This is a genomic window from Crocinitomix catalasitica ATCC 23190, from assembly GCF_000621625.1.
Taxonomy (GTDB): Bacteria; Bacteroidota; Bacteroidia; order Flavobacteriales_D; family Crocinitomicaceae; genus Crocinitomix; species Crocinitomix catalasitica.
Map to the genome: position 1 here is coordinate 61,192 of NZ_JHXV01000015.1, position 24,628 is coordinate 85,819.

General features: G+C 34.1%; 24 protein-coding genes. 12 read left to right on the forward strand and 12 right to left on the reverse strand.

Going from position 1 to position 24,628, the window contains the following annotated elements:
• Window positions 1–10: 10 nt before the first annotated feature.
• From T367_RS0110205 to T367_RS0110230, 6 genes are all read left to right on the forward strand, one after another.
• Window positions 11–601, forward strand: coding sequence for a bifunctional nuclease family protein (locus tag T367_RS0110205; protein WP_027419752.1), 591 nt, complete (start codon window positions 11–13; stop codon window positions 599–601).
• A 262-nt stretch (window positions 602–863) separates the two neighbouring features.
• Window positions 864–6,740, forward strand: a complete 5,877-nt coding sequence (locus T367_RS23880; protein ID WP_169736048.1) for a T9SS type B sorting domain-containing protein — start codon at window positions 864–866, stop codon at window positions 6,738–6,740.
• A 7-nt stretch (window positions 6,741–6,747) separates the two neighbouring features.
• Window positions 6,748–7,686 (forward strand): PorP/SprF family type IX secretion system membrane protein, encoded by a 939-nt coding sequence (locus tag T367_RS0110215; RefSeq protein WP_027419754.1) that lies wholly within the window; start codon window positions 6,748–6,750, stop codon window positions 7,684–7,686.
• 12 nt (window positions 7,687–7,698) lie between these two features.
• A complete protein-coding gene (locus T367_RS0110220; RefSeq protein WP_211252701.1) occupies window positions 7,699–9,891 on the forward strand; it encodes an OmpA family protein in 2,193 nt (730 codons plus the stop codon).
• 106 nt (window positions 9,892–9,997) lie between these two features.
• Window positions 9,998–10,684 carry a LytR/AlgR family response regulator transcription factor gene (locus T367_RS0110225; protein ID WP_027419756.1) on the forward strand — a complete coding sequence of 229 codons (687 nt, stop codon included), beginning with the start codon at window positions 9,998–10,000 and terminating at the stop codon, window positions 10,682–10,684.
• 136 nt (window positions 10,685–10,820) lie between these two features.
• Window positions 10,821–11,204 (forward strand): Hpt domain-containing protein, encoded by a 384-nt coding sequence (locus T367_RS0110230; RefSeq protein WP_084274379.1) that lies wholly within the window; start codon window positions 10,821–10,823, stop codon window positions 11,202–11,204.
• Here the strand turns inward: T367_RS0110230 and T367_RS0110235 are convergent.
• The 9 genes from T367_RS0110235 to T367_RS0110275 all read right to left on the reverse strand — a co-directional run bounded on the left by T367_RS0110235 (window position 11,201) and on the right by T367_RS0110275 (window position 17,347).
• Entirely contained in the window at window positions 11,201–11,596 is a 396-nt protein-coding gene (locus T367_RS0110235) for a response regulator (RefSeq protein ID WP_169736049.1), read from the reverse strand. The genes T367_RS0110230 and T367_RS0110235 overlap by 4 nt on opposite strands.
• Window positions 11,597–11,601: 5 nt before the next feature.
• Window positions 11,602–12,456: a sensor histidine kinase gene (locus T367_RS0110240; protein ID WP_169736050.1), complete on the reverse strand. Its 855-nt coding sequence runs from the start codon at window positions 12,454–12,456 to the stop codon at window positions 11,602–11,604.
• Between the two features lie 16 nt (window positions 12,457–12,472).
• Window positions 12,473–12,967: a Rab family GTPase gene (locus tag T367_RS0110245; protein WP_027419760.1), complete on the reverse strand. Its 495-nt coding sequence runs from the start codon at window positions 12,965–12,967 to the stop codon at window positions 12,473–12,475.
• The gene (locus T367_RS23885) at window positions 12,967–13,731 is read right to left on the reverse strand and encodes a hypothetical protein (protein ID WP_157454194.1); all 765 of its coding nucleotides are present in this window, start codon (window positions 13,729–13,731) and stop codon (window positions 12,967–12,969) included. Before T367_RS23885 ends, T367_RS0110245 begins: the two co-directional genes overlap by 1 nt.
• Before the next feature lie 28 nt (window positions 13,732–13,759).
• Window positions 13,760–14,071 carry a hypothetical protein gene (locus T367_RS0110255; protein WP_027419761.1) on the reverse strand — a complete coding sequence of 104 codons (312 nt, stop codon included), beginning with the start codon at window positions 14,069–14,071 and terminating at the stop codon, window positions 13,760–13,762.
• Between the two features lie 102 nt (window positions 14,072–14,173).
• A complete protein-coding gene (locus T367_RS0110260) occupies window positions 14,174–14,599 on the reverse strand; it encodes a hypothetical protein (protein ID WP_027419762.1) in 426 nt (141 codons plus the stop codon).
• 187 nt (window positions 14,600–14,786) lie between these two features.
• The gene (locus T367_RS0110265) at window positions 14,787–15,626 is read right to left on the reverse strand and encodes a universal stress protein (RefSeq protein ID WP_027419763.1); all 840 of its coding nucleotides are present in this window, start codon (window positions 15,624–15,626) and stop codon (window positions 14,787–14,789) included.
• Between the two features lie 97 nt (window positions 15,627–15,723).
• On the reverse strand, window positions 15,724–16,629 hold the full coding sequence (locus T367_RS0110270) for a DMT family transporter (protein ID WP_027419764.1): 906 nt from the start codon (window positions 16,627–16,629) through the stop codon (window positions 15,724–15,726).
• Window positions 16,630–16,687: 58 nt separating this feature from the next.
• Window positions 16,688–17,347, reverse strand: coding sequence for a hypothetical protein (locus tag T367_RS0110275; protein ID WP_027419765.1), 660 nt, complete (start codon window positions 17,345–17,347; stop codon window positions 16,688–16,690).
• A gap of 100 nt (window positions 17,348–17,447) precedes the next feature.
• Between T367_RS0110275 and holB the strand changes: the two genes are divergently transcribed.
• The 3 genes from holB to T367_RS23890 all read left to right on the forward strand — a co-directional run bounded on the left by holB (window position 17,448) and on the right by T367_RS23890 (window position 20,846).
• Window positions 17,448–18,578: a DNA polymerase III subunit delta' gene (gene holB, locus T367_RS0110280; RefSeq protein WP_027419766.1), complete on the forward strand. Its 1,131-nt coding sequence runs from the start codon at window positions 17,448–17,450 to the stop codon at window positions 18,576–18,578.
• Window positions 18,579–18,810: 232 nt separating this feature from the next.
• Complete coding sequence (gene ricT, locus T367_RS0110285) at window positions 18,811–20,370, forward strand: regulatory iron-sulfur-containing complex subunit RicT (RefSeq protein ID WP_027419767.1); 1,560 nt, start codon at window positions 18,811–18,813, stop codon at window positions 20,368–20,370.
• On the forward strand, window positions 20,370–20,846 hold the full coding sequence (locus tag T367_RS23890; RefSeq protein WP_072032189.1) for a gliding motility lipoprotein GldH: 477 nt from the start codon (window positions 20,370–20,372) through the stop codon (window positions 20,844–20,846). Before ricT ends, T367_RS23890 begins: the two co-directional genes overlap by 1 nt.
• Here T367_RS23890 and T367_RS0110295 read toward each other — a convergent pair.
• The 3 genes from T367_RS0110295 to T367_RS0110305 all read right to left on the reverse strand — a co-directional run bounded on the left by T367_RS0110295 (window position 20,841) and on the right by T367_RS0110305 (window position 22,251).
• A complete protein-coding gene (locus T367_RS0110295) occupies window positions 20,841–21,164 on the reverse strand; it encodes a BlaI/MecI/CopY family transcriptional regulator (RefSeq protein ID WP_027419768.1) in 324 nt (107 codons plus the stop codon). The two genes, T367_RS23890 and T367_RS0110295, sit on opposite strands and share 6 nt — an antisense overlap.
• A gap of 49 nt (window positions 21,165–21,213) precedes the next feature.
• Window positions 21,214–21,798, reverse strand: coding sequence for a suppressor of fused domain protein (locus T367_RS0110300; RefSeq protein WP_027419769.1), 585 nt, complete (start codon window positions 21,796–21,798; stop codon window positions 21,214–21,216).
• Window positions 21,799–21,867: 69 nt separating this feature from the next.
• Complete coding sequence (locus T367_RS0110305) at window positions 21,868–22,251, reverse strand: hypothetical protein (protein WP_027419770.1); 384 nt, start codon at window positions 22,249–22,251, stop codon at window positions 21,868–21,870.
• 235 nt (window positions 22,252–22,486) lie between these two features.
• On the opposite strand from T367_RS0110305, the gene pheS reads away from it, so the two are divergent.
• From pheS to T367_RS0110320, 3 genes are read left to right on the forward strand one after another with little or no spacing between them, the layout of a single operon-like run.
• Entirely contained in the window at window positions 22,487–23,524 is a 1,038-nt protein-coding gene (pheS, locus tag T367_RS0110310; RefSeq protein WP_027419771.1) for a phenylalanine--tRNA ligase subunit alpha, read from the forward strand.
• Window positions 23,524–23,898, forward strand: a complete 375-nt coding sequence (ytxJ, locus tag T367_RS0110315; protein ID WP_072032190.1) for a bacillithiol system redox-active protein YtxJ — start codon at window positions 23,524–23,526, stop codon at window positions 23,896–23,898. The genes pheS and ytxJ overlap by 1 nt, the downstream gene beginning before the upstream one ends.
• Window positions 23,895–24,620, forward strand: coding sequence for a LytR/AlgR family response regulator transcription factor (locus T367_RS0110320; RefSeq protein ID WP_027419773.1), 726 nt, complete (start codon window positions 23,895–23,897; stop codon window positions 24,618–24,620). Before ytxJ ends, T367_RS0110320 begins: the two co-directional genes overlap by 4 nt.
• The last annotated feature ends 8 nt before the right edge of the window (window positions 24,621–24,628 follow it).

The window sequence follows — 24,628 nt, forward strand, 5'->3', positions numbered from 1 at the left end:
CTGGTAGATTATGAAAAAAATTGAACTCAAAATAATAGGTTTATCCTATAGTCAAACACAATCTGGTGCTTACGCTTTGGTTTTGTCTGAGAAAGTAGGTGCGCGAAGATTACCAATAATAATTGGTGGTTTTGAAGCACAATCTATCGCTATAGAATTGGAAAAGATGAAACCATCTAGACCTTTAACGCACGATTTATTTAAAACTTTCGCTGATACCTTTCAAATCCTGATAAAGGAGGTTGTAATTTATAATCTTATTGAAGGTGTTTTTTACGCCAAACTTGTTTGTGAAAGTGATGGAAAATTAATTGAAATTGATGCTAGAACATCTGATGCCATTGCAATCGGTATTCGTGCTAGTTGCCCAGTTTTTACTTTCGAACATATTTTAAGTTCTGCTGGAATTCAATTAGAAGATGAAATTGCTGAACATGCTGAAGGAGATGTCGCTGCGGAAGAGAAGGTTGAAGAAAAACCGAAAAATACTTTAGCCGGTGCTAGTTCTGAAGAATTGAATAATTTGTTAGATGCTGCTATTCAAGAAGAAGACTACGAGCGTGCATCCGAAATTCGAGATGAAATAAATAAAAGAAACTAGAAGAACGTAAAACTTTATGTTCATGTTATTTTAATAAAACCCTGGCTTTATAAGTCGGGGTTTTTGTTTTTAAAATTAAAATTTATCTTCAAAAATTATCCTAAATTCACTTATTTCACAGAATCACTAACGTTTTAGGGTGATCATCCGTTAATTACCGTAAATAAACGATTTTCTATTGTATTCTGTAACCTTATATACTAGTTTGAGTATCTTTATAGATTAGGATTTATCGTACAAGGCCGACAAAATGAATAAATATTTGAAACTACTATTCAGTTTTCCCATACTTATAGTAACGGCGTTGACAACTTTCGGACAAGTTGCCAATCCAACCACTGTGCACAAACAATTGGTTATTCACAGTGCTGAATATTTTAATCTTACAAATTCCCATTCATCAGAAAGTCTTAGTCAAAACCGTTTATTACAATCGGGGCGATTATTTGCTCCCTATCCAAGTAGTGAAGATTTATTAAGTGCAGTTGTATTGGGTAGTCGTTCGGACAATGATCATTCTCCTTATGTTAATCGAGACGCAGCATTGATCGGGATTAATACTGATCGTTTGAATTTAGTATATACGGAAGCAGCATTACGAACAGTGCGAGAGCATAGATTAATTGAATTAGGAATTAGAAGAATTGATGATGATGGAGAAATAATTTATGGTGTTGCTGATGTAGATGATGATGGATATTGTGATGATGAGGATTTAGATGAAGACAATGACGGAATTCCTGATTTGATTGAAGGTCTTGAAGATACTGATGGTGATGGTGTATTAGATTATTTGGATTTGGATAGTGACAATGACGGTATACCCGATATAATCGAAGCTGGTGGTGTGGACATAGATGGTGATGGAAGAGTCGACGATTTTGAAGATGTTGATGGAGATGGTTTAGATGATCGTTTGGCATTATCTCCATTGCCTATTCCTGATACTGATGACGATGGAATAGCTGATTATTTAGATTTAGATAGTGATAATGATGGTGTTTCTGATGCTTCTGAAGCTGGAGGTGAGGACGGAAATGGTGATGGTCGTTTGGATGAATTTGCAGATGTAGATGGGGATGGTTTTTCTGATGTCGTAGATACCGATAACAACAATATCGCGGGTCCTGGTGATGGTGGAACAAGTTTACCTATTAACGATTTTGATTTCGATGGTATTTCAGATTATCTAGATATTGATTCGGATAATGATGGTATAGTAGATGTAATTGAAAATAATGGATTGGATGCAGATGGCGATGGTCAATTAGATGGATTTGAAGATGTTGACGGAGATGGGTTTAATGATTTAACCGATACAGATAATGATAATATTCCAGGGCCGTTTGACGGAGGTTTACCTTTGGGTATTACTAATACGGATGGTACAGGTGGAGCCAATTATTTAGATATAGATAGTGATGGAGATGGTATTTTAGATAATGTTGAAGGTCAAACTACTGGAGAATATATTGAGCTTTCTGGTCTAGATGACAATGGTAATGGGTTGGACGATAATTATGATATTGATTTTGGAGGTACACCAATACAACCTGTCGATTTTGACCGTGATGGAATACCAGACTATAAGGATTTAAATTCGGATGGTGACACCGAAAACGATATTATTGAGGGGCATGATTTAGGTGGCGACGGAATTCCAGATGTTTCACCGGCTGGAACGGATGGTGACGGAGATGGTTTAGATGATGCATTTGATTTTATTGTCATGAGTGGATTAACCGCACATGAAAATGCAGGAAATGGAACTGTTGACCCGCTGACTGATGGAATTTATGCTGATATAGATGCTCCTGGAATTGGAAACCTTGATTTTAGGGAAATTGATTCGGATAAAGATGGTATTCCAAATATTATTGATTTAGATAACGATAATGACGGAATTCCGGATCTCGCAGAAGGTGAAGGTGATAAAGATGGTGATGGTATTGTAAACAAATTAGATTTAGATTCAGATAATGACGGTATTCCAGACCTCGTCGAAGCTGGTGGTGTAGATGTTGACGGAGATGGTGTTGTTGATGGATTTACTGATATAGATGACGATGGACTAGATGATGATTTAGCACTTACACCGCTTGATAATCCAGATTCTGACGGCGATGGAATGAAAAACTTTTTGGACCTCGACTCGGATAATGATGGAATTCCGGATCTAGTTGAAGCTGGAGGGGCAGATGTTGATCAAAATGGAATTGTAGATAATTTAACGGATGTTGATAATGATGGATTTGTCAATTTATATGATACCGATAATAATAACATTGTCGGTCCCGGTGATGGTGGGACAGCGCTTCTTGATTTCAATTCGGATGAGGATCTAAATGCTAACAGAATTGATTTAGACAGCGATAACGACGGAATTCCAGACATTATTGAAGCAGGAGGTATTGATATTGATAATGATGGTAAAGTAGATAGCTTCATAGATATTAATGCCGATGGCCTTCATGATGCGATATTAGGCAGCCCTTTACCAAATATTGATACTGATTTAGATGGCTTAAGGAATTATAGAGATATAGACGCTGATAACGATGGTATTGTTGATGTAATTGAGGCCGGTGGTATCGATTCAGATGGAAATGGTCGGATAGATGGTTTTGAAGATGTAAATGGCAATGGTTTAGCCGATAGCGTAGAAGAAATTTTAGCTGGAACACCACTTGAAATTCCAAATACTGACGGCTTGGCAAGACCAAATTATTTAGATATTGACAGTGATGGTGACGGAATAACTGATAATATTGAAGCACAAGCAACTGTAGGTTATAGACCTCCTCTCGATGCGGATACTGACGGTGACGGACTTAATGATGAATATGATCTTGATAACGCTGGAACACCAATTCTTCTTTTGGATTATGACTTAGATTTGATTCCAGATTATATAGATTTAGATAGCGATAATGATGGAATTTCTGATTTAATTGAAGCGCATGATATTGATGGAGATGGTATCGCTGAGGTTGTCCCTTCCGGTTCTGATTCGGATGATGATGGCTTAGATAATAATTTTGATTTGGTTGTTTTAAATCTAGCAAATCGTTTTACTAATGCAGGTAATTCAGCTGTTGAACCGCTTACAGATGGACATTTTCCTGATGTAAATTTGAATGGTAAATTAGAGTTTAGAGATAAAGATTTTGATAATGATGGTGTGGACGATAATGTTGATATCGATAGTGATAACGACGGAATTACAAATGTAGATGAAGGGCTTGAAGATACTGATGGTGACGGCTTGTTAGATAAATTTGATTTGGATAGTGACAATGACGGTATTCCAGATATAGTCGAAGCTGGAGGTGTTGATCTAGATGGAGATGGTAAAGTTGATGGATTTGTAGATCTAGATGGAGATGGTATGGATGATGGAATTGCTTTAAGTCCACTGCCAAATATAGATACTGATGGAGACGGCATAAAAGACTTTAAAGATTTGGACAGTGATAATGACGGTATACCTGATCTTGTTGAAGCTGGAGGTGCCGATCTTGATGGAAACGGTATTGTAGATGACCTGAGTGATGTCGATAATGATGGATTCGTTGATTTATATGATACGGATGATAATACGATCGATGGTGTGGGTGATGGAGGAGCAGCATTATTGAAACCGAATTCTGATACGGATGCATTTGTAAATAGAATTGATTTAGATAGTGATAATGATGGTATTCCTGATGTCATTGAGGCAGGTGGTACCGATGCTAACGGTGATGGAATGATCGATGGTTTTATTGATGATGATGCAAATGGATTCAGTGATGAGGTTGACGAAGATGCAGGAGGAACAAGGTTGTTGAATCCAGATACTGATTTAGATGGTCATAAAAATTATATTGACCTTGACTCGGATAACGACGGCATAGTAGATGCTTTTGAATCTGGCGGTGATGATGCTGATGGAGACGGTTATTTGGACAGTTTTGTTGATGTAAATAATAATGGTTTATCTGGTGTTGTTGATACTGACGAAGGTGGTACAGCGCTTTTATTGCCAAATACTGACGGACTTTTAGGTCCTGACTATATAGATATTGACAGTGACGATGATGGAATTATAGACAATATTGAAGGTCAAAAATCTGCAGATTATATTCCAGCTAGTGGAGAAGATTCGGATGGTGATGGAATTGATAATAATTATGACATAAATGACGGAGGAACGCCAATCGTTCCTAATGATCATGATATGGATGGAGATCCTGATTATATTGATTTAGATACCGATTCGGATGGTATTCCTGATCGAATTGAAGGTTTTGATGCAAACGGTGATGGAATTGCAGAAGTAGTGCCTGTTGGAATTGATGCTGATCAAGATGGATTAGACAATGCCTTTGATGAAATTGTATTAGCAATTGCAACTTCAATGACTAATGCTGGAAATGGTACCGTTAACCCACTAACGGATGGAATATTGGCTGATTTTAATTCTCCTGATACTGGTGATCTGGATTTTAGAGAAAATGATTCAGACGGGGATTTAATTGATGATGCATTTGATTTAGACGCAGACAATGATGGCATCTTAAATATTGATGAAGGAATTGGTGACAATGATAATGACGGAATTCCAAATATTTTAGATCTTGACAGTGATAATGATGGTATTGCAGATATTAAGGAAGCTGGTGGAATTGATCTTGACAATGATGGTCGTGTTGATGATTTTATTGATGAGAACGGAGACGGTTACGATGATAATTTGGCATTAACACCTTTGTCTAATCTTGATTTTGATGGTGATGGGCTATTAAACTCAGTTGATTTAGATGCTGATAATGATGGTATTTTTGATAGAGTTGAAGAAGGTTTTGCGGATTTAGACGGCGTCGTTGACAACTGGTTGGATACTGATAATGATGGTATCGTAGATGCTGTTGATATTGATCAAACTGGTGGGGTTGATGCAAATAGTGATGGAATAGATGATGTAATGCAAGTAGGGGATGATTCGGACGGAGATGGCATTGCTGATGAATTTGATAATGATGCCAATGGTGATGGTTGGGATGATAACTTGAAAACAGATGGTTTATTGAATTTCGATCAAGATGGACAAAGTAATTTTCTTGATTTGGATTCGGATAATGATGGCATGGCAGACCTTCTTGAAGATGGTGGTATTGATTCAGATGGTAATGGAATGATTGATGATTTTGTCGACAGCAACATTGATGGTGCAGATGATGCAAAAATGACTGCTGGAGATTTAGATTTCGACGAAGATTTAATTCCAAATTATAGAGATGTTGATAGCGACAATGATGGTGTGCCTGATGTCATTGAAAATGGATTAAAAGATTTAAATGTCGATGGTAGAATAGACGACTTTATTGATGCAAATAAAGACGGGTGGGATGATGTACAAAAAGTGATTTTACCTACAGATACAGATGCTGATGGAGAATTTGACATGTACGTTAAAGATGCTGACAATGATGGATTGTTTGATGTATTTGAAAGTGATAATCTCGATGCTGATCTCGATGGAATTATTGACGGTTTTATAGATGAAAATGCAGATGGTTTAAAAGATGGTATTATTGTTTATCCACCTGATACTGATGGAGATCTTAAATTTGATTTTCAGGATACAGATTCGGATGATGATTCTGTTCCTGATAGCATAGAAAATGATGCGAATAAAGATGGTACAGGTCCAGATGATACGGATAAAGATGGCATTCTTGATTTTAGGGATACGGATGACGATAATGATGGTATTTTAACAATATCTGAGTCTTCTATAGATAGCGATGGTAAATATGCTGATTGCGATTTAGATGGTATTCCAGATTATTTAGATCCTGACCTCTGCAACTTAATCATTCCTCAAGGGTTTTCACCTAATGACGATGGAATAAATGAAAACTTCATTATTCGTGGAATTGAGAAATATCCGAATGCAGAATTTGTCATTTTTAATCGTTGGGGTCAGAAAGTTTATGAGTCTAAAAGCGGTTATGCGAACGATTGGTCTGGAGAAAATCAATTTGGAGGGGCAGAAAAAGGAACAAAATTACCTGCAGGCACGTACTTCTATGTATTAAGCCTTGGCGATGACGAAAATCAAGTGATTAAAGACTATATATATTTGAATAGATAGTATTTAGATGATGAACAGAAAAAGATATAACATATTATTGATGCTTGTTATGCTAGTGGCTATAAATACATCAGCGCAACAAGAAGCGATGTTCTCACATTATTCTTTTAATACTTTGAGTGTAAACCCTGCTTATGCTGGAACAAGAGGGGCATTAACCATGACAGGTGTTCATCGTTCACAATGGGTGAACTTTCCAGGTGCACCAATCACACAAACAGTTAGCGTACACTCACCAATTTTTAGTGATAAATTAGGGGTCGGCTTGAGCTTGTTAAATGACAAGATTGGGAAGTCTAAGAACTCAAGTGTTTTTGCAGATTTTTCGTACAAGTTGCGATTAGGTAACGGTCAACTTTCTTTTGGCCTTAAAGGTGGAATAAGTGTGCGATCAGATAAATTAACTGAAATTGATACAGATACTGAAGATGATCCACTTTTTGCACAAGATGTACAGAGTCGTATCGTTCCTAATTTTGGTGCTGGAGCATATTATTATACTGAAAATTTCTATGTTGGAATTTCAACACCTCAAGTGCTAGAGAACGATTTTTCTATAGAAGGAACAGATCAAAAATTAAACTTAGCTGAAAGACATTATTATTTCATAGCAGGCGCTATGCTTAATTTGTCGAAGAATAAAAAAATTAAATTGAAACCAACAGCCTATATTAAATATGTTGCCGGTGCACCACTTGCAATTGATGCAACGGCGCTTGTCTATTTTAACAATAGATTTTGGGTAGGACCAATGTTTAGATATGGAGATGCCGCTGGTATGCTAATTGGGGTTAATATAACTGAGCAATTTGCCTTGAGTTATGGGTACGATTGGTCATTTGCGAATTCATCAAGCCGATATAACGCTGGTTCCCACGAGCTCTTATTGCGTTATGACTTTATATTTAATAACAAAGAAAAAATTGAATCACCGCGTTATTTTTAAAGAGCAATGAAATTGAAAAATCTATTCTGGTATATTGTCATTTTGTCTTCGTGCTACGGATATGGCCAAGTGGATTCTAGTAAAATAGACAAGGCCAATAAGGCGTTTGAAGGTTTTTCTTATGATAAAGCATTAGAATTATACCAATCTTTAGCGCAAGAGACAATAGAGACAAAGCGGAATACTGCTTTAAGTTTATGGCGATTGAATAATACAACTGATGCCGAACCTATTTTTCATGAAATCGTTAATACAAAAGGGTATAAAGCAGAGGATATTTATAATTATGCAGTGATTTTGCGTGAGAATAAAAAATATGCGGAATCTGAAATTTGGTTGAAAAAATATACGGCTGAAAATCCTGATGATAATCGCAATGGATTGATCCTAGCAGACAAAAATTCTTATCAACTTTTGTCACAACCGAATCCTGATTTTTCTATAGAGAATTTAGAAATTAATACCGAACAACAAGAGTTTGGTCCAAACTTTTTTAAAGATCAAGTGGTCTTTATTTCTAGTCGAGAGGAAACGAAAGCTGTTAGCAGAAAATGGAACGCAAATAGTCTTCCTTTTTTAGATATTTATACAGCCAACCGCGCCGAAGATAATACATTGTCATATCCTCGGTTATTTGCTGGTAATGTCAATAAAAAATATCATGAGGGACCATTAAGTTTTAGTCCGAATAATAAAATAGTTGCATACACTTGCAATAATTATGATGGTAAAAGTTCTAAAGGGTTTACACGTTTAAAATTGTCTTTTGCTCAATTTGAAGATGGAAAATGGAAAGATTTACCTGATTTTCCTTATAATAATACTGAATTCTCTACCGGTCACCCCAATTTTACGAACGATGGTAAGTGGTTATATTTTGCTTCAAACATGCCGGGCGGTTATGGCGGTGTAGACCTGTATCGTTGTCCAGTTTTAGAAAATAATCAATACGGAGAGCCAGAAAATTTAGGGCCTAAAATTAATACCGCTGGAGACGAAATGTTTCCGTTTGTTCATGCCAATAATCAAATGTTGTTTTTTACTTCAGATGGTAGAATTGGTTTAGGCGGTATGGATATTTATCTAGGCCAGATTAAAGGAAACGGGACATTTGGTAAAATAATGAATTTAGGAGCTCCAATAAATAGCAATAAAGATGATTTTTCTTTTGTTATGAAGGCTGATCAATCATTTGGGTATTTTGCTTCCAATAGAGATGGCGGAAAAGGGAGTGATGATATCTATAGTTTTTCTTTATCTAAACCTTACGAATTTGGTAAAGAAGTTATTGGTGTTTCTAGAGATGAAAACGGTGATATAATTGCCAATACGAGAGTTGTATTGTTCGATCTAATTTCTGGTGAAGAAGAGGTTGTTATTACTGGCGAAGATGGTAAATTTTCATTCCTTTTAGAAGAAGAGAAAACATATAATATTCGGGGCCAAAAAGAAGGTTTCTTCGACGCTGTTAGTGGTGTAGATACCTATGCAAAGGATAATTTTGTTAAAGTTGATTTGGTCTTGGAAAAAGATCCAGGTTTATCTATTTTCCTTCATGTATTTGATAAAAAAACACAGCTTCCTATTCGAGATGCAAAAATTACCTTGATAAATAATGTTTTTGCAAATGAAGCATCTTATAATACCAATTTAAGAGGAGATCTTCTGGTTCCCCTTCATGATAATAAAGTGAATGACAGAATTAGTTATACCGTATTACTTGAGAAGAAAGGCTATTTAAGTAAAGAGGTGATTTATTCGGAAACCATGAAAGTGAATGGCAAATATTTACTCAGTAAAAAGGTAGATTTAGGTATGTCGAAAGTAACGAAAGGCAGTGATTTAGGTCAGATGTTGAATTTAGAAAATCTTCATTTCGATTCGCAGAAGGCGGTTTTATCAGCTCCAGCAAAATATGCACTTGATAAAGTCGTAAAAGTGTTAAATGACCATCCTGAAATGAAGATAGAAGTAAAGACTTATACAGATGCAAGGGGTAGTGAAAGTAGTAATTTAGCACTGTCTAAAAAAAGGGCAGAAACCATTTGCAAGTATATGAGAAGTCAAGTTTCAAATCCAAATCGGATTTTAGGGAATGGCTATGGAGAGGCAAATTTATTGAATGATTGTAGAGAAAATAAGGATTGTACGGAGGATGAGCACAATGTTAATAATAGATCACTCTTTATTATTTTGGAATTATAATTTAAAAATCCGTATATTCAAACTACATTTCATAAAAATTAATACACCTAATTTTATACATGCTCATATTGATTAATGTATATTTGGACAGAATCTAAAAACCAATATGTTAAAGGTAGCAATACTTGATGATGATAAAGTCTCTAGGGAGATCATCAAATCTTATATAAATTTTACAGATTATCTTACGCTAGAAGTTGAGTTTGATAATCCACTTATAGCTTTGGAAAACATTGATAAATATAAATGTGATCTAATTTTTCTTGATATTGAAATGCCACAAATGAATGGTATAGATTTTATTGAGCAAGCTAAAAATATACCACAGGTAATAATTATTAGTTCTAAAACAGAGTATGCGGCAGAATCATATAATTATGATGTGACGGATTATTTAGTAAAACCGATCGAATACAATCGTTTTATAAAAGCAGTTAAAAGAGTTAAAGAAATCAAAGCTGCTATCGCATTAAACGAAAGTGACGATGAACAATTTATTTTTGTAAAGTCTGGAACTGAATTGATTAAATTAAACTTTTCAAGTATCCTATATATCGAGGCGTTTGCAGATTATGTGCAGATTTATACTGCAGACAAACGATTCACTGTTTTGTCAACAATGAAGTCAATCCTATTAAAACTTGGTGAAACAGAATTTGCAAGAGTGCATCGCTCTTTTATCGTGGCGATCAATAAAATTGAAGCAATGAATGAGGATGGCTTAAAGATTGGGGAAAAAACAATTAAAGTCAGTCGCAAATATAAAAAGGAATTAAAAGAGCGTCTTTCATAAAAAAATAATACCTTTTTGTTTCATTAATCGATAAAATTTGCTCAGTTAGCGAATCACTGTTTTAGCTACTTTTTATTCTTGTAACTTGTATCCTGGTTTAAGATTATACATGTTTTGAATCGTAAACTAATGCTACATGATAATGCAAGAAATTGATCCAGATAATAAGTTGGCAAATGATTTCACAGGAGGTGAAAAATTTTTTAAGCAACTAATTGATGCCGGTGTTGGTGATAAAGACTTTATTCAAGAAATTGTGGTTATGTTTGTTAAGGAAGCGGAGCATACAATACACGATTTAAATGAAAGTGTTAATGAAAAGAATTTATCGGGGATTAAAATGAATGCACACAAACTAAAGTCGAGTTTTAGTATGTTCGATCTGACAGGAATTCTAGATTTAATAAAAAAACTTGAAAACTTAACGGAGGGCAGTGTGAACGAATCTGACATGATTTTTGCAGATTTGGCTTCTCAAGCAAGTAGCGCTTTTAAAATTATTAAGCTTAAATATCTTTAATTCCCTTTGTATAGTTTTATCTCGTTGATTTGATTAATTGTTAAAGGTTTACTACAGAATAGTAGATTATCATAAAGCGTATGACATTTTTCTTTATCAATTACCTCTTCTGAGGATGATAGAATAACAATTAATGGTGCGTGATAATTATGTGTTTTAATTTGTTCACTTATTGCAGCTAAAAACTCAAATCCATCCATTATTGGCATGTTGAGGTCTAAGAAAATAATTTCAGGATAAGTTTCACATTGATCCAAAAACTCTAAACCTTCTTGTCCATTTTTTTTGGTTGAAATTTGGTGCGCAAATTTAATTTTAGACAATAACCTATTGTGAAAATTATTGGTTGCATCGCTATCGTCAATTAATAAAAGGTGATTGAAGGAAGGCATAGTCATTATTCTTTATTTGTTTCATTTGGGATGATCACTGTAAAAGTCGAACCTTTACCAATTTCACTTTCTACGGCCAATTCTCCGCCATAATTTTTTAGTAAATTATTGACTATAAACATGCCAATTCCCGACCCATTTTGATCATTACTTACACGTTTAAAAAGACCGAATACTTTTGCTTTGTCTTTTTCTAAATCAATGCCTAAACCGTTGTCTTGGATAGAAATACTAATATGTGATTCTGTACTGCTCGATGTAATGTGAATTTCTGCAGGGTTTGAATCGCCAATGTACTGAATCGCATTTGAAATAATGTTTTGTAGAATACTCCGAAGGGCAACCGGGTAATATTTTATTATATTTAATTCGCTTAAATCTGAAATAAAAATTATTGATTTTTCTAAGATTGTTGAACGCATTCCTGAAAGTATGCTTTCAACTAATTCCTCCAAATTTATACTACTTAATAGCTCTTCTTTATTATTTCTCGCTTTTAAAGCATTGGTCAACTCTACAATTACACTTCTCGCTTCAGCAACGGAGTATTTAAGCCATTTTAAAGAGTCTTTGATGTCTTCTGAAGGATCGACAAGGTCAAGTTCTAATAAGTCAAGATAGCCCTGGATATTTGTAAGAGGAGATTTTAAATCGTGAGTAGCAACGTATGTGAATTGCTCTAGTTCTAGATTGTATTTTTTAAGCTTTTCGTTTTGATCCTTTATTTTTTTTTCAGCTTCTATAGTCTGCTGTTGATGTTCGAGTGGTTCAGAAACAACCTGTTTTAGTTCACGATTCTCTGCTCTTAAAGACTTAACCTCAGCTTTAAGCGATTTAATTTCATCTTCAGAATTTTGCATAGCACGCGACATCATTTTATGTATTTGTATCTACAAAATTTTCAGCCATTCGCTGAAATGCAAATTCAACATTATCACCTGTTTTTGCACTGGTATAAAAATCTACTTTGGAAGATTCTAATTTATTTTTATCTATTTCGGTCATCAAGTCTGATTTGTTGACAATTAAATAAGCAATGCTTTCTTTAAAATCAACGTTTATATGCATGTCCTTTTCTTGAATTACAGCTTCGTATGTCTCGGGTCTAGTTCCATCACAAACTAAAAATACGCCATGTGCGCCTTTTAAATAATTCTGATAAAGTGTTTTACTCATCATATTACCAGCGATATCCCAAAGCATCAGGTTGACTTCAGTGTCTTCTATTTGAATCGTCTTTTTTGAAATCTTAATTCCAATTGTCGACAAATATTGATCGTTAAAAATACTGTGTACAAATCTTTTTACGAGGGATGTTTTACCAACGCCTTCATTTCCAAGGAGTACTATCTTTTTTGTAATCGATTTCATTAATTATCTGCCCTAAAATTAGCGCCGTATTTAAGTTCAAAAGCTTTTGACAATGCCAATTCTACTTTTTTTCGAATGTCGCCATCAATTTTTTTAAAGGATAAAGAACCCAATTCTTTATCCGCTAAATTTAAGAATTCATCTTGTAATTCTTCCTTAATTTTAGCATCAATTATGCCTTCTAGAACACAGGCAAAATAATAGCGGTTGAAATTATAAAGTAAAATTTTATAGTTACTGTAGGATAAACTTTCTAGCTCCGAATCTTCTTCCCCAAAAGCACTTTCTACAAACGACTTGATTGCAGATAACATACCTGCAACAAGATCAGCCTCTAATATGTTTTTTGGGGAATAAGTACCAATCAATATACCAGTATCTTTTTCAATTGCAAAAACCTGAAGTAGTGAACTGCCAATTGAATCGCTCAGTAATAATTCTTCCTCTGAAACACCTGTCATTTTACTCTTGATTTTCCGTTTTAGAAATTCAAATGAAAAGATGGCTTTACTTTTACGTTCAATTCCCTCTTTTAATTTTTCAATTTCTGAGGAAATGAATTTTTTGATCATTTTACCCATTACTGGACCTAAAACGTCAATTACTTCTGCTTTTGATTGTTGGATAACATTGGCAAATTTGTCTGGATCATTCAATTCCTTTTCTAATTCGTCAAGTTTAGTGATTATTTCGTCAGTTTTTCTGGCATTCTCTTCCCTGTCCACTTCAAGTATAAGTCGACGAAGTTCTTCGAATTGATTCATGTCTTGTGACATAATATGTCAGATAACTTTATTGGTCTTGTAATTTTTCGCCAATTTGGATAAGCATTTTCCCCAATTTAGCTCTGTCGGTCTTTTTGTCGTCTAACAAGGCTAACTTTTTATTCAAGTCTGCTTCTAAACGATCAATTCGAGCAGAAACAGATTTTTCTAAATTCGAAATGGCGTTATTTAAAGCTATATAATCGTTTTTGCTTTTCTCTTCATTCTTTAAAGATCGGGCATTTATTTCTTTAAATTCAGTATCATAATTTTGAATTTCTTGTCCAAAAATTAATTCCTTGACAGCCTGAATTTTGGATAAATCTGAATCACTTGCCATAAATGAGTATTTTTTTTTGTAAATATAAGAAAATTGATCTGCTATGCGCAAAGATATTATTGCTCAGGCGAATATTAAATAGAAGTTTTTTGAAGGAGAATGCTACTTTGTGGGTGAATAGCTTTTTTTAACGTTGATTTTTTTCCTAGGAAAATGATGTGATAAGTTAACGGTTAAAGTACTTCTACCATCAAGCGGGTAGGCAAAGGTTTCTTTTTCTTGTTTAGATGTTTCAAGATTTTCTTGCGCCTTTGTTTCTGTTACCAAAACAGGTTCAACGTCTTCAGTTGCTACAGCTGGAGCAACCTTTTTGAGTTTGAGTTTTGTTTTAGCTTTGGGAGTTGCATTTTTAATCAAGGGAGTGAAAGATGAAAAGTTAATGAAGTTTGTAGCACTAATTTCAGTCTCTTTAATGAATTCGACTTTACTTTCTTCGCGAATACTTGTTTCACTTTCTAGTGTTAAAACACGGGCAATAAGCATGATACCCAATAAGCCAATTCCAATATTTGATACTGTGTTTTTCATATAATTATTCCACTCAAATCTTTCACTAGACGTCGATAAAATGATAACGTTGCGAAGTTAGGCAATAATTTTGCACGAATTTACAATTTAATGCTTAATTATCAATTAATTAACACGAAATTATTGTTCAAAAAAAAATAAGCGCCCTTTCGGAACGCTTATTTTTAATGTCTTTTATTGTAGCTTTTTATGTAAAAATCGCTTGATATGCGTTTGTTGCATTTATTGGATTTACTAATAAAACTGGGATTTTAGCTTCGTTCGTAATCATAAACTGTTCGTGTTGACTTCCTAATACACCACCACCGAATAATTGATTTTTTTGAAGATTCATAATCGTAATAATGTCCGCATTTACTTTAACGGCATGTTTTATAACTTCTTCATCAAAGTTTTTAGATGCAGCTAATGTTGTCGTAACTTCTATATTCCGTTCTCCAAAGAATTTGTTTGCAAAAATGATATTCGCCTTAACGGTATGAATTAAGAATTCGTCTGTTTCATTTGGAATAATAACGTGAACACGCGAATTAAAATAGTGGGCCATATTGGCTACTAAAGTTAATTTTTGTTTTGTTTCTTTATGTAGGTCAAGAGGAACAACGATATCGTCATACCCTGATTCATTTAATTTTGCTTCTTGAACAATGATGAATGGAGTAGGTGAATTGGTAACTACTTTCAGTGCGTGACTTCCAGTAATATGTTGCCAACCATGCGCTCCATGAGTCCCCATAAAAATAAGTTCTGCACCAATTTCTACAGCAAATTCTGCTATGTCATCGAATATGTTTCCAACACGAACATGACTAATAATTTCAACACCTTTAGATTTGGTGTGTGAAAGTGCTTTTTCTACAGCATCTACTAATTTTACTTTTGCTTCTTTAATTGCGTCTTTTTTAGACACTACATGTAATAAATGAACATCAGCACCGACTACACTTGCTGTAATTAAAGCATGTTCAACAGCGCTTTCTGCTACTTCAGAAAAATCGAAGGGTACAATAAATTTTTTCTTGGCCATATTTTTTTTAATATTGATTAGGCTTTTTAACCGCGCAAATGTATTGTTTTTGCGAAATAATGCTCTTAAATTAAGTATAATTAATGTAATTTTCTTTTTAGATCGGAATTATTTTTTTTCTTTTTGCCTTTTTTTTCTTGAAGTACGAATTGATAAAAATTGCACCTATTATAATAGATGCTCCAAAATAGAATCCTATAGACATTTTTTCGCTTGATTCACCTTGATAATAACTCACAATAAGTGCGATAATTATCGCATATATAGGTTCCATATTAATGCTTAAACTAACGGTAAATGGAGACAGATATTTCATAATCCAAACGCTGACCATAAAAGCGATAGTAGTGCAAATAATTCCTAAGATTAGTAAGTAAAGCCAATCGGTTAATGAGAGCTGAAACATTTTTGTTGTAATTTGATTGGTCCACATCAAACAAATTCCCATAAATAGAAAACCTCCAAGCATTTCGTATTTGGTAATTGATACGGGTTGATATTTTTTAATATGAATGCCATTTAAAACACCGAAAAATGCCGCTAATAAAGCTGAAATCAATCCAACATAAATGCCTAATGCGTATTTGGGTTCGAATCCGAAAATTAGTATAATACCGATTAGAATAATAAAGCTGAGAACTATTTCATTCGCTAGTATTTTACGCTTAAACAGCAAGGGTTCAACAAACGCTGTAAATAAAGTTGTGCTAGACATACAAACCACAGCAACTGAAACTGTACTTATTTTTATCGCGTAGAAAAATGTGTACCAATGTAGTCCTACAATCAATCCGGTACCTAAAAGTTTTAGAATGTCTTTTGGGTGCAAAGGTGTGGTTTTGATAAATCTAGATACCAATAACAAACTTAAAAATGCGATACCCATTCTGAAGAATACGATGCGTTCAGAATTAATGGAAATTTGATCTCCCAATACGCCAGTAAAACCCCAGACAAATACGATGAGGTTTAGTATAAAATAATGTTTAAAACTTGCAGCCATAAAAAAGCCGTTCCTGATATAGAACGGCTCTAAATTTAATCAAGAAATTGTCGTGGACTTATCTCACTTCATTTTTTTTCTTTTCAACCGTTTTAACTACTTCTTTCTGTGCAGTAATTTCACCGTTTTTAGTCGTTTGGCTTGCTTTGTTTTCTTCTATGTCTTTTTCTAATCCTTCTATCTTTTTCTTGTAATCTTCAATCTCACTCTTCATCTTTTCTTGTTCTTTAGCCAAGTCTTCTAATTCTTTTTCTTTATCCTTCAGAATTTTCTCTTCATTTTTGATTTCTGTTGCAACAATGTTTTTTGCGGCTTTAACAGCGAATTTATACATGAAATCTTCAATTACTTTTGCTTGATCGCCGTGTTCTTTAGAATTTAAAAAAGCACCACCTAAATCAACTGCCATTGAAACGGTTGTGCCACCATCTTTTTCTTCAACAATTTTAGCGTAAACATCGAACGAGTTTTCGCCCATATCTTTTAACTTACAATCATCAACAAAAACAAAATCTTTACTGCTGTATTTTCCTTTCCAATCTTTTAGTTCTTCTTTTAAATCTTTATCTGTTTCTTTTTCATTTCCATAAGGAATAAAAACTTCAAATCCATTCTTGTTCCCGTCAATGTTAACTTCTTTTTCTTGTACCTTAATTTGTGCTGTTGAGCTTATCGCTGCAAATAATATGGCTACTAATCCTAATCCTAACTTTTTCATTTTTTTCGTTTTAAATATATTTTGGAGCAGTCTAAAATAAGAATAATTTAGTCGTTGAAGCTTAATTTAGTGTAATGAATATATTGTATTTTTACGGTCTATGTTATTTAAGGACGTAATAGGGAATGAAAGCACGAAGAAAAAGCTCATAAAAGAGGTGCAAACTGGGCGTATTAGTCATGCTCAAATGTTTCTCGGTCAAGAGGGTTCAGGTAAACTGTCTTTGGCAATTGCTTTTGCTCAATATTTACTTTGTGATAACCCAACGAAGACAGATTCTTGCGGGGTTTGTGATCATTGTAAAAAAGTACAAAATTACGTACATCCAGATTTGCACTATGTTTATCCTGTTGTTGCCAATAAAACGAATAAAGTAGGTTCTTCTAAAGATAGATGGGTAGAATGGACACATTTGCTTAAAACACGACAGTATTTTAATCTTCACCAATGGCAAGAATCTCTTGGGGAACTTGGTAAAAATGCAAGTATTGCTGTCGAAGAAAGTCGACAAATTCTAAAGAAATTAAGCTTAAAATCTTTTAGTGGTAAGTATAAAATAATGATTATTTGGCTTCCTGAAAAATTGAATAATCAGGCCGCTAATAAATTATTGAAGTTACTTGAAGAGCCGCCAGAAAAGACCATATTCCTTTTGGTATGTAATCAATCAGAGAATATTTTAGCGACTATCTTATCACGTACACAGACAATAAGAATACCGAATTTAAAAACTGATGATATTGCTAACTATCTTGTTGGAAAGTTTGCGATTGAGAAATCTTTTGCGGAATCAACAGCGGGTCTCAGTCAAGGGAATATTAACGAGGCAATTGATTTAGTACAAGGTGCGAAAAACCAACATGTATATTTCTCATTATTTGTTAAAATGATGCGCGCTGCTTATACCGCAAATCCTATTGATTTAATGGATATTGCTTCTGAAGCTGCGGCCTTAGATAAAGAGAATCAAAAGAACTTTTTGAAATATGCCTTGTATATTTTCCGGGAAAGTATAATGATGAATTATATGAAGGATCAATTGGTGAATTTGAGAAATGAAGAATTTGAGTTTTTACAAAAATTTGCGCGCTTTATCAATAACCAAAATATTGTTCAATTAATGGACGAGTTTAATGAAGCTGTTTATCACTTGGAAAGAAATGCAAGTGCAAAAATTCTCTTTAGCGATGTTATGATAAAGCTTACTAAGCTGATTAAAAAAGGAGTGTAGGCTTTTAACTATTAATATAGTTATATGACTTTCTGTTTTAAGTTTGATTTAAATCCAATTTTGATTTTTAAATATTTATCTAAACTGGTTTTTTTAAAAACGAATTCTAACGCTTTCAATTATCAATTAAAAAGATTTATTCTCAATCGTATGTTAATTGATCGTTTAAATTATTGTAGCTAATTGCTTTTAAAGCGTTAACTTTACATGTTGATTAAAATTAAGATAAATAATGGGATGCAGTAATTGTTCAAGTGATGGTGGTGTGCCAGGTGGTTGCAAAAGCAACGGGTCATGCGGAACTGGAAGTTGTGGCAAATTGTCTGTTTTTGATTGGTTGGCAGATGTTGAATTGCCAAATGGTCAAAGTCCTTACGATATAGTAGAGGTTAGATTTAAAAATAGCCGTAAAGGTTTTTATCGCAACATAAAAAATTATCAATTACAAGTTGGTGATGTTGTTGTTGTCGACGCCAGTCCAGGTTATGATTTAGGAATTGTATCCGTAATTGGTGAATTAGCTAGAATACAAGTAAGGAAAAAAACAAACAATTTTAAAGCACACGAAGCTAGGGAAATATATCGTAAAGCTTCAAGCGAAGAAATAGAAAAATGGCAAAAATATCGAGGGCTAGAGTCTGAGACAATGTTTGCTTCAAGAAAGTTAGCGTCAGAATTGGCATTGCAGATGAAAATTTCTGATGTTGAATATCAAGGAGACGGTAATAAAGCAACTTTTTATTATACCGCTGAAGAAAGAATTGATTTCAGACAATTAATTCGTGATTTAGCTGACGAGTTTAAGCTGAAAATAGAAATGAAACAAATTGGCGTTCGTCAAGAGGCTGCCCGCTTAGGTGGAATTGGTTCTTGTGGTCGTGAATTATGTTGCTCTACTTGGTTAACAGATTTTAGATCTGTCTCAACAGCTTCAGCCCGATACCAACAATTATCATTAAACCCGCAAAAATTAGCAGGTCAATGTGGAAAGTTAAAATGTTGTTTAAATTATGAGCTAGATGCTTATTTGGATGCACTAAAGAAATTTCCGAGCTCTGATATTCGCCTTAAAACTGAAAAAGGTATCGCTTATCATGTGAAAACAGATGTTTTTAAAGAACAAATGTGGTACGTGCAAGATGATAAAAGTAATCCAGGTTCTGGTGGTTTTATTCCATTAACTCCCGATAGAGTAAAAGAAATTATTGCTTTAAATAAAGAAGGAAAAACACCAACTGATCTAAAGGATTATATGATTGAGGTTGAGGTTGAAATTCCGGATTATACAGATGTCGTTGGGCAAGATAGTTTGAGTAGATTCGAACATGTCTTCAAGAATAAAAAGAAGAAGAAAAGATCAAACAATACGAAGAGAAATCAGCCTTCGGCTAAGGAGAGTGGGTCTGGCCAAAATAAAAACGCGGGTAATAAACCGAAAGATTTAAAACAAGCGAATAATAGACCAGTTAAAAAGGTGAATAAACCTAATCCGAATGCGAAGCCTAATCCGAATGCTAAAGGTAAGCCAAATCCAAAAGGTAAGCCGAATCCGAATGCTAAACCAAAACCAAAATCGCAAGGACAAGGTGAACAAAAAGTAGGTCCACGTAATCAGCCGAACAAAAAAAGGAAACCAAATAACGGTCCTAAGCCAAAACCGAATCCTAATCAACCAAAAGCGGAAGGTTCTGCTCAGAATACTGTAAAGAAAACTGGGCCTAAAAAACCAAGGCCGAATAAGCCGAGGCCAAATAAGCCGAATCCAAATCAAACTGCTAAAAAAGAGGAATAATGTACGCTAGATTGCTAAGGAATATACTGCTTATCTTTGCTTTTACCACTATGGTTTCTTGTGATGATAATAAGGTTTATGACGAATTTTTAGGTTTTGAAAACAATGTTTGGGAAAGTGATGATATAAAGGAGTTCTCGTTTGAAGTTACTGACACCATTTCTCAATTAAATTTATGGGTAAACCTGCGTACTACGACGGATTATGCTTATGAGAATATTTATATGTTTCTTAAAAGTGAATATCCAAATGGCGAGTCCGCTTTAGATACCCTAGAGTTTATTTTAGCCCAACCTGATGGCAAATGGAATGGTGAGAAATCCGGAACAATTATAGAGTTCCACAGTTTGATAGCTAGTGGCGGTAGATTTGATAGATCTGGAACATATAGTTTTAGCTTCCAACACGCAATGCGCGAATCGTCATTAAAGGAAATTGTTGATATTGGTTTTAGAGTCGAAACGAAAGATTTATAATAATTCCTCTAAGCTTTTTGTTGTGTTGAAATGATTGATTGCATCTTGATTAGATGAATCGAAATAGTTTTCTAATAGCCATGTTGCAAGGTGATCGCGATAGGCGATTTTGGATACTTTTGGAAAATAAATATATCCTCTTCCCTTTTTCTTATGGCCTATAAACTTCTTCTTCTCTAGAATACGGACTATTGTAGAGGTTGTATTATAAGCAGGCTTCGGCAAAGGGTAAAACTGAATGATATCTTTAACAGTCGCTTCTTGCAAGCCCCATAATCGTAACATTACTTGTTCTTCTGCTTTCGTTAACCGTTGCATTTTTTAATTTTTATTATCTATCGACTATAAAGTTATGAATTTTCTTCAACTAAAAACCTAGTATTTTTTTTCTACAAACTGGTGTGCGATAGGTATCTACCAATTCACTTACATTTGCTTTTAATAATTTACGCATCAATAATGTGGCAGAATTCTTTAGTTTATATGCGATTTCTGTGTCGAATAATGGTAATATTCCCAAGGCTTTAAAGCTCATTTCTTCTGTGTCTTCGAAAAGATAATTTATCGCAATAGGGTCTACCAACATAAAGGTGTTTGCATCAAAATAGGTACTCAACGATTTTGGTGGTTGACCGGCTGGAATTGTGTCACCAGGTCCAAACCAAGTGTTTTTTTTACTTGGAATTTCTGCTAAAATATCAAGCCAATTCACTGGCCAATGATCCTGTGTTGGTTGAATATAGTCAGGCAATAAAAAATATAGTTCTATATGCTTATATAAAGCCTTTTGATCATTGACTGGTTGATCGAATTTAGACAATCCTTCGGTGAAAATGATGTAGTTTTTATCAAGACGTGCAGACTTTATTATAAAGTTATAAGTAGGGTTTTCACGTATAACTTCAAATTCAGTTTCTGGATGGAATTGCCTTATGACTTCTTCAAAATTCATTGGAATGAGTATAAAAAAAGCCCATTCCAGTCGATTGACTGAAATGGGCTAATAATAAAGTTTAATTATTTATTGGACCACAATCGTTTCAACTGTGGTTGTTTCTTGTTCAATTTTTATGATACCGTCACCAAAAATTGTGTCTCCACTATTTGCTTCAATATCTAAAACTGCGAATCCTGCTTGACCTAAATTGAACATATCACTATAATCAAATGTTGCTAATCCTGCAGCATCCGTGAATAATGTGTCGTCTATAATAATAGCGCCATGTTCGTCAATTGTTGGAGTGGCATAAAGTCTAACTCTAGCCTTGCTAACTGCTTCTCCTGCAGTATCTATAATTCGAATTTGTGCTACCGTAGCTGCTTCTTTACGACATGATACTAAACTTGCACCAATTACAACACCCGTAACTAAAAGAAATCCGATTTTTGCGATTATATTATTCATTTTTTTCAAGTTTTCAGTTTTTCATTTCAAAACCTTCTGCTAGCAAAAATACAATATTTTTTTAGAGAAAGTTTATCTTATTTATTTACAATACACTTTTAATAATAAAATAGTTGTCCAAAGCTAATTTTAATTCAGTCAAATGTATACTGGTTTTTTTGTAAATTTACAGTCTTATTTTACTGACTGCTCTGTATTAAAACAATTAAGACCAGTCAAAAGTTACAATTAGGGCATGAGTTTAAAAGAAAAAATAGAACAAATCCAGTCAGATATAGCTGCAGCTAAGGTTTCTAATGCAGAGAATTTAGAGCAATACCGTATAAAATACCTTGGGGCAAAGAATATTTTTAAAGGTCTTTACCAAGATTTAAAGGATATTGCTGCTGAAGAAAAAAAGGAATTTGGACAACGAATTAATGCACTGAAAAAAAGCAGTGAAGATCGCTTTGAAGAATTAAAAGCATTAATTGATTCAACTGTCAAGGTTGATACAACAAAAGAACAAATAGATTTAAGTCGACCGGTGATTGGTGATGCAATTGGTGCAAGACATCCGCTAGCTATTGTTCGTAAACAGCTTATTGAAGTTTTTGCGAAGATTGGTTTTACTGTTTCTGAAGGTCCAGAAATAGAAGATGATTGGCATAATTTCTCTGCCTTGAATTTTCCCCCGGAACATCCAGCGCGAGATATGCAGGATACCTTTTTTATTGAAAAGGGCGAGAATGAAATGGCGCTGAGAACTCATACTTCTTCAGTTCAAGTGCGCGTTATGGAAAATTCTAAACCGCCTATTCGAACAATTTCGCCAGGTAGAGTATACAGAAATGAAGCAATTTCTGCACGTGCACATTGTTTCTTTCATCAACTCGAAGGATTATATATTGATAAGAATGTCTCTTTCGCAGACCTTAAGCAAACTTTGGATTATTTTGCAAGAGAAGTTTTTGGGGAAGAAACTAAAATTAGATTGAGACCTTCATATTTCCCTTTTACAGAACCAAGTGCCGAATTAGATGTATCTTGTACAATTTGTAAGGGAAAAGGCTGTAATGTTTGTAAATACTCTGGTTGGCTTGAGATCTTAGGCTGTGGAATGGTGGATCCTGCTGTTTTAGAAGCTGCTAATATTGATAGTAAAGTCTATTCAGGGTTCGCCTTTGGAATGGGGGTAGAACGAATTGCTCAACTTAAATATAGAGTGGGTGATTTACGATTATATTCTGAAAACGATATGCGTTTTCTAGATCAATTTAAATCTGCGTACTAATGGGGTTTTTTGGATTCGGTAAATCAAAAGCATCGACAAGTATAGATTGGGTTAACCTCGATTCTATAGATCTTTTGAATGAGTTAATAGAAGGAAGCAACACAAAACCTGTATTGTTTTTAAAACATAGTACGAGATGTTCTATAAGTTCAATGGCGTTAAGTAGATTGGAAAATTATTGGGATATTGAGGAAGATGCTTTAACTCCTGTTTATCTTGACTTAATAAAATTTAGAGATGTGTCTAACGAAATATCTCATGTATTGAATGTCATGCATCAATCCCCTCAAATATTATTGGTCAAAGATGGTAAATGTATTTATCAAGCGTCACACAATGAGATTTCTGTAGATTCCATTAAATCGAAATTATGATCAAAGCTGTCATAATTGATGATATTGCTGAAGCAAGAACAGTTCTCAAAAAGGACTTGAATAATTATTGCCAAGAAATTGAAGTAATTGGTGAGGCAGAAAGTGTTGTGTCTGGTGCTAAATTACTGAAGGAATTAAAACCTGATTTACTCTTTTTAGATATTCAAATGCCAGATGGTTCAGGTTTCGACCTTTTAGATATTGTCACTGACCAGAATTTTAAATTGATCTTCACAACTGCTTCGGATCAATATGCCGTTAAAGCGTTTCGTTTTAGTGCAGTTGATTATTTATTGAAGCCAATTGATCCAGATGAATTAATGGCAGCGGTTAAAAGGGTGAGTAGTCAAAATAGTCCTACGGATAGAATTGGTCTGTTAAAGGAGAATTTAGATCAACCTAAAAGGTTGGCTTTAAATACGCTTGAAAAAATTCATATTGTTGAGATTTCAGAGGTATTAAGATGTGAGTCTAGTGTTAATTATACGACGTTCTATTTTGTCGATGGAACTAAATTATTAGTTACTAAAACATTAAAAGAATTCGATAATTTACTTACTGATCACGGATTTTTGCGTGTACATCAATCACATTTAATCAATACAAAATTCATTAAAGAGTTTTCAAAATCATCAGGAGATATCATACTAAAGAATGGTACTAAGGTTCCTGTTTCGACAAGAAAGAAGCAAGTATTAATGGAAATGATTGATAAATTTTAATAAAAACA